The sequence below is a fragment of the Rhizobium laguerreae genome (assembly GCF_019778565.1).
GTDB classification, from domain to species: domain Bacteria; phylum Pseudomonadota; class Alphaproteobacteria; order Rhizobiales; family Rhizobiaceae; genus Rhizobium; species Rhizobium laguerreae.
The window spans coordinates 19,485-31,901 of the sequence record NZ_JAAXQT010000016.1; the positions used below are offsets into that span (position 1 = coordinate 19,485).

The window sequence follows — 12,417 nt, forward strand, 5'->3', positions numbered from 1 at the left end:
TATCGGTGTGCTCAATTCGCATGCAATCGGTCGATAATATTGCATGCGATCTTCACCTTGATGCTGTCCGGGAGACATCGGTTCAAATGGGCCCAACTCCTCCTCTTAGGGACGTCGGTCGGAATAGCGGCGCGCCTCCTCCCATGGATGGCTTTTCCGTTTCTTCGGAGCCTTGTCTCACTAGAGGTTGAGATCGAGTTGTGGCTGCCCCTCGGTCGTGTCGCTGGGCTGATCATCGGGTCAGGGACGATAACATCACGCCCAGCAGGCGTACGGAGTCGAGAAGCCCGCCGATGAGTGGCCCCTTTCCTTTTCGCCCTACTTCTGTATTGCGGGAATCTCGGGAGATACGGCGGCGGTCTTCGGACTGCCGGAGGTCCACATCGACTTCGGCTTCATGGGCGCAGGCGAGGCGAGGTATGGGGGATCTAGCGTCCTCACGGACATATCGCTCGCATCACCTCGGACTTGGCGACCCGCGCGGCGTCTTTGCCGACACCGTCGATCTGAAGCAGGAAACGTTCAGCGCAATGCTCGGCGTCGGCTATACCGTCCTGGAAGACCAGCAGGGCCATCTGGAGTCGTCGCCGGTGCGAAATTCTCGTGGACGGAGACGACCATCGCTTTCAGCGGGGGGGCCGCTTGACGGCGCTTCCGCGCGCGACGAAGCGACCTGAGTTGACGGCCTCGCTGGCTTTCGGGGCGTTTATTCCATCACTCCTGAAGTCTATCTCACGGGCTGGGGGCTGATCGACGCTGGCGGCGCAGACCTCGACTGCGACGTGATGGCCGGGATCGGCTACAAATGGAAGGTTTCGATCTCTCCGCGGTGGCGGGGTATCGCGCCTCGGCGTCAATTACTCGGATGACAGCCTGAGACCAACGACATCGTCGAGCACGGCCCGATTTTGGGCCTCGTGTTCCACTTCTACGGTCGGCAATGGTACGCTCGTAGCCCACGTCCAAAACTCTCCAATTCAAAGGAGCAACAGCCTCTTCACGATCGGACCGAGCTGCGAATATGGCAGGTATGATGCCCCGACTACCAGCATCGGCAGCAGTGCAGGCACCAGAACAGGCAGGACGTTGCCCTTGTTGATCAGCAGCGCCGACGTCTTCATCGACGCGAGATAGATCGGCTTCACGTCGTGGAGCTCCCGCGCCTCCGGCTCCGCTTCGTCGGGCAGCGCGTTTTCCCCCAAGATCGCCCGTTCGCTCGATCTCTCGAAGTCGGTCACCTTCGTCAGAGAATGCAGGACAGCTTTGCGTTTCAGGCTTAAAACCTGCAGGGCGGCGCCCAACAAGGGCACGCAATAGTAGATAATGACAACGATCAGCCAGGCGACGCAGACGGCCGCGAAGAAGCCGGGAGTGACTGTCTGCCGTTGCATCACATGACCGACGCCGGCCGCGAAGACGGAACTCACCGCAAGCGTGAAGAGGCCATAGCCGGCTGGGTAATAGCTGAGGAAGCCGAGGCCGCCATGGCCGTCGGGATGCGTGACCACGAGACGGAGATGGCACCTTGCGACGCTCGACAGGAATAGGCACCAGATCACATGCTTCCATACGAGACGTATCAGCAGGAACCAGTAGACGGTGTTGCCGACTGCCAGGCACCAGAAGCCTGTCATCGAAATGCTTCCGTCGCCGACCGCCCATGGGGGCGCGGATCCGCCAAGGAACGTGGACGCATTGAAGATCGTCGCTGCGAGCGCCAAACCTAAGCAGACGAGTTCCGGAAAGCCGGCAGCTGTTCGAGCGCCTGCGTCACGCAGGGCCTTCCGGGCGTCTGGCATGGACTGCGACGACACGAGCGGAATCCGAAAGAGCATGGAAACGCACTCGTCGAGGGCGAAGCCGATGGGCTTCTCCGCCAGCGTCAGCAGGACGGGCGCGATCAGGAACTTTGCCCACGCTCCCCAGTCGTGAAGGAAGAGGCCGGCCCCGTGACCGCCGCGGGTTGCCAGCAGAAGCAGCACGGGGATCGTCCAGCACAGGCCTGCGAAGACGAATGCCCGCCACCCGCGCTTGCGCATGCCAAGCCGGGTCATCAGCTCGTAGAACGGCCCGCCATGCATGATCCGCAGGCGATCGTCGTCGCTGGCCATTCTACCCCTCCGCCGCCACCACCTTGGCCTGCTGCGTGCGGATCGCGGCCGCAGCAGCGGCAGCGCCGTCCCTGTCGTCGCCACCGACCTGCACTGACGGCGTCGCAAACTCGATGCCGTTCGCCTGGAAAGCCTCGCGAATTTTCGCGTAGGCCTTGCGCCGGATATAGGTTTGCATTCCGGGCACTGTCGTCATCGCAAAGCTGAGAACGATACCGTAATCGCCGAACTCCTCGACACCCTTCATCTTCAGCGGCTGGATAAACATCGGCCCCAGTTCAGGATCGGCCTGCAGCTCGGCGCCGATCTTCTTCGCGAGCTTGCGCGCCTTCTCTATGTCGGTGTCGTAGCTGACATTGACCCGGAATTTGTCGATGACCCAGTCGCGGCTCATGTTCTCGACGGCGCCGAGCTCGCCGAACGGAACGGTGAACACCGGGCCGCGGTGATGACGAAGCCGCACCGACCGGAGGCTGAATCCCTCGACGGTCCCCTTGTAGCTCTTCGCCTGGATGTATTCGCCGACACGGAAGGCGTCGTCGAGCATATAGAAGACCCCGCTGATGACGTCCTTCACCAGCGTCTGCGATCCAAAGCCCAGCGCCACACCGAAGATGCCCGCACCCGCAATCAGCGGCCCGATCTCGACGCCGAGCTCCGCGAGCACGACCAGCCCGGCGATCACCGCCACCATGACCGCCAGCACGTTCCGGAAGATCGGCAGCAGGGTGCGAAGCCGCCCCCGCCGGGCAGCCTGCGAAGGATCGTTTCCAGCTTCGGCCTGCACCGAGAGGCGCCGGTCGATCCACGACTTCGCCAGATGCCATGCGAGATCGGCGAGCAGCAGGACGACGACGCTCTTCAGAAGTCCGTAGGCCACCGAGGCCACGGCAGGATCGCTGTGAACAAGCGAGTTGGGATCGACCCTCCACACGATCGCCACCCATGCGACGGCGACGGCGACAACGACGGCCCGGCTGCCGCGGACAAGCAGGACGCGCTTGGTGCTATTGGGTTCCGAGGGAATCGTGTCGGCTGCCGTCTGACCGGCGAACCGAAGCGTCGAGGGCAGGGTCATTGCGTAGACGCCCAGCCAGAACAGACCGCGGAGACCGACGCACCAGAGCGCCCAGATGATCACGAAGGCAAGGCAGAGCGCGATGCGCATGCGAAGGGGCCTCTCCGACGAGGAGACGACGCCCTCGACGGCCAAGATGAGAAGAACGATCGAGAAGCAGAACGAGATCGCCGCCGTCACCGAGGGGTCGACCGACAAAGGCCGGCCGAGGCTTGCCGCTGCGATCCCGACGATTGCTGCGCCTGCGAAGATCTTCGTCCGCCTGCGAGCGGAAATTGTCAGCACGGCCGTGTCGAGCAGCGCCGAGATCGCCCGATATGCCGAGAGCGCCAGTAGCGAGACGAGGAGCACGATGCGTGGGAGTGCGGGCCAATCGAAGGCGAAGTAGACGGCGGCCATCGCCACCGCAAAGATACCAATTGCCAGCAGGCGTTCCTGCAGCCCTTGCGTGCGCCGTCTTGATCGCACAAAAAGACGTTCGGCGAAAATTCCGACCGCCGTCAGCCCAAGGAATGCGACGAAGACCGGCAACCGGCCATGGGACAGCGCATCTTCTCTCGTGCGAGCAGCGGCGGCCACCACCTCGGCAGGAATCCTTGGGATTGCCTGAACGGCGCCATCGATCCGGCTCCGGGTGGCCGCTTCCCATGTTGCCAGCCCGGCATCCGCTTCCTGGGCAGCCGCGAGCGTCGGGCTGGGCGCTTTCTCCAGCCATGACCGGACCTCGGGATCCTGCAATAACCGCACGAGATCGTCGACCTTCTGCGGCCGCGGCGCTTCCTGGGCAGTGGCGACGACGGACATCAACACGAACAGGAGGAGTCCGCCGATCCATTTCATGCGCATGTCCTTCTATTTCTCGAATGAGAAGACCTTCTTCCAGTCCGCTTTCATATCGACAACCAGCCAGTTGCGGCGCTCCGCTTCGTCGAGCGCCTTGTCGAGCTTGCCGATTTCGCTCTTTCGATCGTAGGCGACCTCCCGTTCCGCATCCGTGTGATGGACGATCATCGCAAAGCTCGGACCCTTGGCGGTGACCCATCGCAGCATCTCGTAGTCGCCGTCGGAATTCCCGGCCACGAAGATCGGCTTGCGCCCGATGAATTTGTTGATGCCGGAAGGCTTGCCGGCGCCATCGTCGACGAAGTCGATCTTCGGTAGCCTGTTGAGCACGGGCTCGTCGCCGACGGTGGCATATTCCGTCGTGATGGTGCTGCCGACCACCTGTTCCGGCGGGATGCCGTACATCTTCTCTGTCATCGGCCGCATGAACTCGACGCCGCCGCCGGAGACGATATAGGTCTTGAAGCCGTTGGCCCTGAGGTAATCGAGGAGTTCGCGCATCGGCACGAAGGTCATCTCGTCGTAGGGCTTTGCGGTTTTCGGGTGCTTGGCGCTCGCAAACCAGTCGGTGACGATCTTCGAGAACTGGTCTGTCGTCATCGCGGCATGCGTCGTCATCGCGAGATCCATGATCCCTTTCTCGCCGCCTTTCATCACGCCCATCGGATCGTCTGCCAGCACCGACTTGAACGGCTCCTTGGCCTTCCATTCGGGGTGCTCAGGTGCGAGCGTCTTCACGCGGTCGAGCATAAAAGCGAACTGGAAGTAAATCGGTTGCTCCGACCAGAGGGTGCCGTCATTGTCGAAGACCGCGATCCGGTCTTCGGGCGCGACGTATCCTTCGCCGCCCTCGGCTGTCGTTGCCTTGACGAAGTCCATGATCCTGGCCTTTGCCGCGGTATCGTTCCAGGACGGCAGGACCTCCTGCGCCACGGCCGTTCCGACGACGCCAGTGACGACCAGCAGCGCGGCGACGAGAAATGATGCAAGCACGGTATCGGAGGCCTGGAAACGTTTTCTCATTTCGCTTCTCCTTCGGTGCGCCTGACGCAACGGAAGCCGACATGGCTGGTGGACGTATCCTCGGCCTCGGCGTGGCGGGCGGCAGGACGGTAGCGTCTGCAGTAGTTTGGAGCGCAGAGATGGGAGCCGCCCTTCAGCACCCGCCGCGCTATCCGGATTTCCGGCTGGCGAGGATCGTAGCTCGCCTCGGCGTCGCTGCCGCGTGGGTTGCTCGGAATGCAGCACGAGTGTTTCGCCGGTTCGGGATGCCGGGTCGACCAGTAATCGCTGGTCCATTCCCAGACATTGCCGATCATGTCGTAGAGGCCGAACCCATTCGGCGGGAACGAACGCACGGGCGAGGTGCGTTCTTGGCCTTTCGGCTTCATCGAGTGGGTAGGGAACGTGCCGCTCCAGGTGTTTGCCATCGGGACACCGCCCGGCGCGAACTCGTCGCCCCATGCATATTCCGCATCATCCAGCCCGCCGCGGGCGGCAAGCTCCCATTCGGCCTCCGTCGGTAAATCGAGCCCGGCCCACTCCGCATAGGCAGCGGCGTCCGCGTAGGCGACATGTACGACCGGATGATCGAGCTTGCCGCGCAGATCGCTCAGGCCGCCGAGAGGGCGCCGCCACGTTGCGCCGAACTTGAATGTCCACCACTGCGAGATGTCGGCGCCGTTCACGGCTTTCGGCTGCGTGAACACCAGCGACCCCGCCCTCAGCATCCCAGGCTTCGCACCGGGATAGTCCTTCGGATCGGGAGCTTTCTCTGCGACGGTGACATGTCCCGTCGCCTCGACGAATGCCTTGAACTGCCTGTTGGTGACCGGCGTTTCCGCCATCCAGAAACCGTCCACCGTCACGGGATGCGCCGGGGCCTCTTCCGGATAGTGGTCATTCGATCCCATCGTGAATGTGCGGCCGGGAATCCAGATCAGGCCGTCGCGCCGGGATTCCGTCGTGTCTTCGAATGCCAAGGCCATCGCTGCCTCCAGAACTGATTCACCGAGCTTAGCTCCCGCGCGCGGCGAGGGAAGCTTGTTACCGTTACAATGGGCGTAACAATGCGTCTTCCGCCGTCGGATTGAGATCGGGCAAGGCGCGTTTCGGTGGCCGACCATCGGCCACCGGCAAGGTGATCGCCGACGCTAGCGCCGCCCGATCCAACTGCATGTCGCGGGACCTGAAGAGCCGACGTTCGAGGATGGCGACTTGAGCCGAGAGACGCGGACAGGCCTGTGCCTCCACCCACTCAGAAACCGTTCGATATCCCAGAGTACCGCTCCAGTCCTGAAGCCCTCGATAGACCGCGAGCTCGTCACCTACTCGAATGATCGTTCGAATCCGACTAAGCCGACGCCGCGGAGAATTCCTGCGCCGCTGGCGCACGCGTGCCGCCCAGGTACGGATTGCCGGTAACCGCCACCAGGCGAAAGCGGCGACCGCCAAATCGATTGCGCATAGCAAGATGACCAAAAGCCAGCCTCTCCACACGCGGCTCGCAGGCGCATTCTCGCGTTGAAGCTCAGGCTGGATGCGTTCGGCAACTGCAGCCGGCGCGACGACGACGTCAGTGACGGGGAGGGTCGCGGCTGACAGGACGTGCTCGTCCACGTCGAACCACGGATAGGTGATCGCCGGAAGTGGAAAGCGTCCCGTGTCGGAGACAGTATAGACGACCGTCTCGCTCCGCGTGCTCCCAGTTTCGGCGCTGCGGCCGATCCCTCTCTGCTCGACGTCGTCTGCAAGTACCGCCGGCTTTTCGTACCGCGCCAACCCCGCTGTCGTTCCGAATGCGACCGGAGGTATCAGCATCGCCTGTGTGTCCTCCGCGAAGATAACGACCGTCCTCACCAGAGCGTCGCCTACCTTCAGGCTCGCCGGGTCCCTGTCGAAGGACTCCGTCATCGTCAGGCTGCGCGCGGCGAATGGCGGGGCGGCCTGGTTGGAGGAAACGCCGACGTCGAAGGAGGGAAGGGCGATCTTCACAATCGCCTTCGTCGAATTGCCGTTGGACGAGTAGCCGAGATCGATTTCGACCACTGGAAGCTGGAAGGACCCCGCCTTTTCCGGAACGATCGCGTAGCTCCTCCTGATCCCCGAATACTGAACGCCGTCGATCGTCTGAACCAGGTTCTGGGTGCGGTCGTCGGACATCGTCACGAGAGCGTCCGGAACGTCGAAGAGCGGAAACTGCGGTGGCGATGTGAAGAATTCCGGCGCGAACACGTCGACGACGACGTGCACCTGCTGGCCGGGAACGATGCCTTCGGCGCCTTCGATCGACGCGCGCCCGAACGGCTCGGCTGCGAATACGTATGTAGAAGTCAGCAGACCGATCAGGAGCACGAGCAATCTCATTGCGACTTCCTTCCCGCCTCGATCGAGAATTTGCGCGCCATCAGGTCGGCCGGGCTGACGTTGATGTTCTTCATCCACCTCTCGGAGGTCTGTTCGGCGGCGTTGATCGTGCCTTCCTTGCCCTGCTTTCCCTTGTCGTCGAACTGGACGCTGTCGGGCGCCTCGCTCGGCTGCTCCGACTGTTCTTCCTGCTTTTCCTTCTGGGCCTTGAGGAGCTGCTGCGCGATGGCAAGGTTTGCGAGCGCCGCCGCCCAATCCTTCCGCTTCTCAAGCGCCTTGCCGTACGCCGCGACGGCCTCGTCGTACATGCCCAGATGCAGAAAGGCGTTGCCCTGATCGTACCAGCTCTCGGCTGTCTCCACGGCGGCAAGCGCGTCCACCGCCTCCCGGAATTTGCCGGCTCGATAAAGGGCGACGCCTTTCCACATCGGGTCGACGAAGTGCCCAGCAGCGGCGTCGAACTCGCCGCGTTCGAAGGCGATCCGGCCCTGCTGGTCGTGGGTCAGCCACATGTCCATCAGACCGTCGGCACGTGCGCTGTCTGGCGAGAACAGATGGACCGCCAGCAGCAGGACGCCGGTTCGAGCCACCCATCCGCTGCGGAAGGACAACGCCAAGGCGATCGACATGGGCACGACCAGCCACCAGCCCAGATCGTGCCAGCGGTCGCCTTCTTTGGCCTGCTTCTGGGCGTAGTTCGAGCGCACCCGCTCCGCTATCCACCGCACGTCCGTGTCGTCGTCGGTCACAGTCGCGACGTCGGCTCCGGTCTCCTTTCCGATTTCCTCCAGGCTGGCTAGGTCGAGCTTCGAGAACAGGCGTGATCCGGAAGCGTCGGAAACGAATCCTCCGTCGGGCATCTTGACCGGACCGCCGGCCGACGTGCCGACGCCAAGGATGATGATGCCGTTCGAATTCAATTCGATCGCCTTCGAAGCCGCGTCTTCGACTCCGTCGGTCAGCAGCAGGATCGTGCCCGACGTTTCTTCCTTTTCGAGGAGCTTTTCCGCGAGCGACAGGGCGGCTGCCGTGTCCTTGCCGGGCCTCGGCATCAGCCGCGTCGCCAATGCCTCGGAGTAACTTTCGAGCAAGGCGGCGTCCTCTGTCGGTGGCAGGACGAGATGGGCGGTGCCCGCGTAGGCGACGATCGCAGTCCGGGCACCTTGTCTCGTATCGATCACGTCCTTGATCTTCAGCTTGGCGCGCTCGATCCGCGACGGTGTCACGTCGATGGCGTCCATCGTCTGCGAAAGGTCGACTGCGATGACGAGAGGCGCCGTGTCCTCGACGAAGGGCGGCGGTTCGCGCTGCCACGTGGGGCCTGCCGCGCCGACGATCCCAGCGACTAGAATTCCGGCGAGCAGCCAAGACGGACTGATCCTGGATTCACCCGACCCATCGACGACCAGGCTGTCCAACAGGTGCGGCGCGATCATGCTCTTCCACTGCGACCGGACGTCGCCCGAGCGGGACTCCAGCCACAATATCACCGCCGGCAATAAAAGCAGGGGCAACAGCCAGGGGCGAATGAAGTGAAAGTCGGCGATCATGAAATGGCTCTTCGGCGAAGGAAGCCGACTGCGCCGGTAGACGCGTGGAACCCTGCCAGCAGCACGACGGCCGCCAGCAGCGGCCATTGAAACAGTTCGGCTCGCGGCCGCCACGACAGGTTCTTCTGGTCTTCCGGAGTGATCTGGTCGAGCACCTGGTAGATGGATGCGAGCTGCGCCTGGTCGCCGCCGAAGAAGTATCGACCGCCGGACTTCTGCGCGATCTTCTGCAGCGTCGCCGTGTCGAGCTTGTCCTCGCCTGTCGCTAGTGGGTCGCCGATACCGACGGCATGGACGACGACGCCTTTCGACTTCGCAATCTCGGCAGCCTTCAGCGGCGGCATCTTGCTGGCCGTGTCATTGCCGTCCGTCAGAACGATCAGCACCTTCTCCGGAACGGTCGTCTTCTCGAACATCTTGATCGCCAGTCCCAACGCGTCCCCGAGCGACGTCCGCGGTCCGGCCATCCCCGGAACGGCGTCCGCGATCATCGTCTGGACCAGCGGATGATCCATGGTGAAGGGCGCGAGCGGGTAGGGGGCATCGCCGAAGGCGACAAGGCCGATCCGGTCGCCGGGCCGCCTGCCGACGAAGTCCGCCACGACCTGCTTGACCGCGTCGACACGGGCAAGCGGCTTCCCATCCGCGCCGGGGAAATCCTTCGTGTCCATCGACTGCGAAAGGTCGAGCGCCAGAAGAATGTCGCGCTGCGGCTCGACCTTCTCGATCGGCGGCTCGACGAATTGAGGACCGGCGAGCGCCACCACCACGAGGCACCACGCGGCTCCTTCGCACAGGATCCGTGGCCATGTCCTGCGGGCGATCACCGAACCTTCGGTCGGTCGCACCCCGGCCGCCTCGGCCACTTCGGTGAAAAAGGGCAGCCTGATCGACGCGGACGTTTCCCGATGCGGCGGGAGCAGCCACCAGACCAGCAGGGGAGCGGGGAGCGTCAACAGTAGCCATGGGAGATCAAGTTGGTACATGGTGACGCTCGATCCAGTTACGGGCGGCGGCCACCAGGTCGCCGCAGACGTTCGAAGGAAGGTCGGCGACGACCTCCGAACCATGGTATTCGAAGTCGTCCAGCAGCCGCTCGAGAGCATGCCCGGCACCGTCGAGATCATGCTCTTCAAGAAAGCGAGTCCAGGCGTTGGCCGAAAGCGAGGCAACTTCAGCACGGGGCCATACGGCCAACGCGGTACGCTTCAGGATCTCCCCGAGTTCAAGGATGCCGTCTCGGCGCGTTTCCGGTCGCCGAAGGCGTTCTTCGATGACGACCAGAAGCGCGAGCGCCTCACGCCTGTAAGCGTCTGCGCGATAGCGAAGGAGCCATCGGAGCCCGGCCAGCGCTAACATGGCGACCATCGCGCCCAGAAGCACGGCCCATCCCCATGTCTGTAGCATCCACGAGACAGGTTCCGGCATCGCTATATCGTGCAGCGACCGCAGTGCCGCTTCCGTTATCGGGTCAGGTTTGGTCGTCGGCTCCATCATCGCCTCCTCTGCCGCCACGCCGACTGCTCCAGCAGACGCCGAAGCTGGGGTGCGGTCTCTTCGGCAGCCGAAATAGGCAGCATGGGAATACCAAGTTCGGCCTGCCACGCACGAAGTTCCCGCCCGCGGTTGCGTGCAAACGCGTCGATCGAGGCCCGAACGCTCGCCGTTCGAAACGCGAGCTCCGCCTGCGGACCGCCGGCGCTGACGACGATCTCGCCGGACGCCGGCAGTTCCAGAAGGAAGGGATCGTAGACGAGGATGCAGACCACGTCGTTGCGGGAGGAGAGGCGCAGAAGAAGGTCTCGGGTCCGTGCCGTATGCCCGTCGAAGTCTGAGATCACCACCAGGAGATGGCCGTGATGGGCGATGTTCGAGACGGTTTCGAGCACGGCGTCGAGTTGTCCGGACGCCGCGGTCGAGGCCGCGTCGGCCCTCAGTTCCTTGTTCTTTTCGGCGATGCGGTCCGCGAAGGCGATCACGGCGTTGCGACTGCGATGCGGCTTCACCTCGCTGGTCCCGCCGTCGCCGAAGACGAATCCTCCCACCCGGTCGCCGGAACCGAGAATCCGCCAGGCGCAAAGCATTGCGGCTTCCGCCGCCGTCACCGATTTCATCGATCGCCTGCTGCCGAAGAACATGTTGATCCGCTGGTCGACGAGGATCAGCGCCGGGCGTTCCTTCTCTTCGGAATAGACGCGTACGACCGGCTTCGTGGTGCGCGCCGTGACACGCCAGTCGATGGATCGGATGTCGTCGCCCGGCAGGTAGTTGCGAAGCTCCTCGAACGTCAGTCCCCGGCCGCGCATCGCCGACTGCATGCGGCCTGCAAGCTGCTGGTGGCTGCGCGCCTTTTGTACGAAGCTCAGGTCTCGAGCTCTTGCCTCAAGGGCGACGAGCTGCTCGGTCGAAACGTGGACGCCATCTCCCGCAGCCATGGCTTTCCCTCAAGATACCGCGACGAGCTCGGTGATCCGGTCGATCACATGATCCGGCGTCGTGTTCGACGCGTGCGCTTCATAGGACAGGATCAGCCGGTGTCGGAAGACATCGTGGACGATCGCCTTGACGTCATCAGGGGTGACATAATCGCGCCCCTTCAGCCAGGCATAGGATCGCGAAACCTTGTCGATGCCGATTGCACCGCGAGGGCTGGCACCCACCTGCAGCAGCCTTGCGAGATCCTTGTCGTAGCGGTCGGGATAACGCGTGGCGAAGACGAGCGCCACCATGTACTTCTCGACGGGTTCGGAAACGGTAACAGCGCCGATCTCCTTCCGGGCGTCGAATACGGCCTGTGGGTTCAGCCTTTCCGGCGACAGCGGCTTCGCGCCGCCATGCGCCTCGTTTTCTTCTTTGCGGTTGAGCCGCATGATTGACGCCTCCGACGCCTCGTCCGGATAGCCGACCTCGACATGCATCAGGAAGCGGTCGAGCTGCGCCTCGGGGAGAGGGTAGGTGCCCTCCTGCTCGATGGGATTTTGCGTCGCCATCACCATGAACAGCGGCGGCAGCGGATAGCTCTTGCCGCCAACGGTGACCTGGCGCTCCTCCATGGCCTCGAGCAGAGCGGACTGCACCTTGGCCGGCGCGCGGTTGATCTCGTCCGCCAGAATGAGATTGGCGAAGATCGGCCCCTGTTGGAACTTGAATTCGCCCTTGCCGCCCTCGCTGAAGTAGATCTCGGAGCCGGTAATGTCGGCCGGGAGAAGGTCGGGCGTGAATTGAACGCGTGAAAGCTCTGAATCAAGGTTCTTTGCCAAGCTCTTGATCGCCCGTGTCTTTGCAAGACCTGGCAGGCCTTCGACCAGCAGATGGCCGTTGGCGAGCAGCCCGAGGAGGAGGCGTTCGACCATCGCCTCCTGGCCAATGATCGAACGGCCGATACGCGTGCCGAGCTGAAGGATGTCTTCACGAGCTGACATGGCGCTCTCTATGATTGAGGGATAGGCGCGCCGGGATCCGGCGCGCC

General features: G+C 63.3%; 10 protein-coding genes and 1 pseudogene. 1 reads left to right on the plus strand and 10 read right to left on the minus strand.

Going from position 1 to position 12,417, the window contains the following annotated elements; genetic code table 11:
• Positions 1-292: 292 nt before the first annotated feature.
• A pseudogene (locus HFO71_RS36595) lies at positions 293-929 on the plus strand (hypothetical protein); the annotation flags it as partial.
• A gap of 48 nt (positions 930-977) precedes the next feature.
• Here the strand turns inward: HFO71_RS36595 and HFO71_RS33260 are convergent.
• The 10 genes from HFO71_RS33260 to HFO71_RS33305 all read right to left on the minus strand — a co-directional run bounded on the left by HFO71_RS33260 (position 978) and on the right by HFO71_RS33305 (position 12,370).
• The gene (locus HFO71_RS33260) at positions 978-2,111 is read right to left on the minus strand and encodes a hypothetical protein (protein ID WP_221988946.1); all 1,134 of its coding nucleotides are present in this window, start codon (positions 2,109-2,111) and stop codon (positions 978-980) included.
• 1 nt (position 2,112) lies between these two features.
• The gene (locus HFO71_RS33265; RefSeq protein ID WP_221988948.1) at positions 2,113-4,029 is read right to left on the minus strand and encodes a mechanosensitive ion channel family protein; all 1,917 of its coding nucleotides are present in this window, start codon (positions 4,027-4,029) and stop codon (positions 2,113-2,115) included.
• A gap of 12 nt (positions 4,030-4,041) precedes the next feature.
• Positions 4,042-5,055 carry an HAD family hydrolase gene (locus HFO71_RS33270; RefSeq protein ID WP_221988950.1) on the minus strand — a complete coding sequence of 338 codons (1,014 nt, stop codon included), beginning with the start codon at positions 5,053-5,055 and terminating at the stop codon, positions 4,042-4,044.
• Positions 5,052-6,020: a formylglycine-generating enzyme family protein gene (locus tag HFO71_RS33275; RefSeq protein ID WP_221988951.1), complete on the minus strand. Its 969-nt coding sequence runs from the start codon at positions 6,018-6,020 to the stop codon at positions 5,052-5,054. Before HFO71_RS33275 ends, HFO71_RS33270 begins: the two co-directional genes overlap by 4 nt.
• A 64-nt stretch (positions 6,021-6,084) precedes the next feature.
• Positions 6,085-7,398 (minus strand): BatD family protein, encoded by a 1,314-nt coding sequence (locus HFO71_RS33280; RefSeq protein ID WP_221988952.1) that lies wholly within the window; start codon positions 7,396-7,398, stop codon positions 6,085-6,087.
• Positions 7,395-8,948, minus strand: coding sequence for a VWA domain-containing protein (locus HFO71_RS33285; RefSeq protein WP_221988953.1), 1,554 nt, complete (start codon positions 8,946-8,948; stop codon positions 7,395-7,397). Before HFO71_RS33285 ends, HFO71_RS33280 begins: the two co-directional genes overlap by 4 nt.
• Positions 8,945-9,934 (minus strand): vWA domain-containing protein, encoded by a 990-nt coding sequence (locus HFO71_RS33290; protein ID WP_221988954.1) that lies wholly within the window; start codon positions 9,932-9,934, stop codon positions 8,945-8,947. The genes HFO71_RS33285 and HFO71_RS33290 overlap by 4 nt, the downstream gene beginning before the upstream one ends.
• Positions 9,921-10,442, minus strand: coding sequence for a DUF4381 domain-containing protein (locus HFO71_RS33295; protein ID WP_221988955.1), 522 nt, complete (start codon positions 10,440-10,442; stop codon positions 9,921-9,923). Before HFO71_RS33295 ends, HFO71_RS33290 begins: the two co-directional genes overlap by 14 nt.
• Complete coding sequence (locus tag HFO71_RS33300) at positions 10,442-11,383, minus strand: DUF58 domain-containing protein (protein WP_221988956.1); 942 nt, start codon at positions 11,381-11,383, stop codon at positions 10,442-10,444. Before HFO71_RS33300 ends, HFO71_RS33295 begins: the two co-directional genes overlap by 1 nt.
• A gap of 9 nt (positions 11,384-11,392) precedes the next feature.
• On the minus strand, positions 11,393-12,370 hold the full coding sequence (locus tag HFO71_RS33305) for an AAA family ATPase (RefSeq protein ID WP_221988957.1): 978 nt from the start codon (positions 12,368-12,370) through the stop codon (positions 11,393-11,395).
• Positions 12,371-12,417 lie beyond the last annotated feature (47 nt).

Coding starts and splice junctions, on each gene's coding strand:
- HFO71_RS33260 (WP_221988946.1), bottom strand. CDS start 2,111: ATGGCCAGCGACGACGATCGCCTGCGGATCATGCATGGCGGGCCGTTC.
- HFO71_RS33265 (WP_221988948.1), bottom strand. CDS start 4,029: ATGAAATGGATCGGCGGACTCCTCCTGTTCGTGTTGATGTCCGTCGTC.
- HFO71_RS33270 (WP_221988950.1), bottom strand. CDS start 5,055: ATGAGAAAACGTTTCCAGGCCTCCGATACCGTGCTTGCATCATTTCTC.
- HFO71_RS33275 (WP_221988951.1), bottom strand. CDS start 6,020: ATGGCCTTGGCATTCGAAGACACGACGGAATCCCGGCGCGACGGCCTG.
- HFO71_RS33280 (WP_221988952.1), bottom strand. CDS start 7,398: ATGAGATTGCTCGTGCTCCTGATCGGTCTGCTGACTTCTACATACGTA.
- HFO71_RS33285 (WP_221988953.1), bottom strand. CDS start 8,948: ATGATCGCCGACTTTCACTTCATTCGCCCCTGGCTGTTGCCCCTGCTT.
- HFO71_RS33290 (WP_221988954.1), bottom strand. CDS start 9,934: ATGTACCAACTTGATCTCCCATGGCTACTGTTGACGCTCCCCGCTCCC.
- HFO71_RS33295 (WP_221988955.1), bottom strand. CDS start 10,442: ATGGAGCCGACGACCAAACCTGACCCGATAACGGAAGCGGCACTGCGG.
- HFO71_RS33300 (WP_221988956.1), bottom strand. CDS start 11,383: ATGGCTGCGGGAGATGGCGTCCACGTTTCGACCGAGCAGCTCGTCGCC.
- HFO71_RS33305 (WP_221988957.1), bottom strand. CDS start 12,370: ATGTCAGCTCGTGAAGACATCCTTCAGCTCGGCACGCGTATCGGCCGT.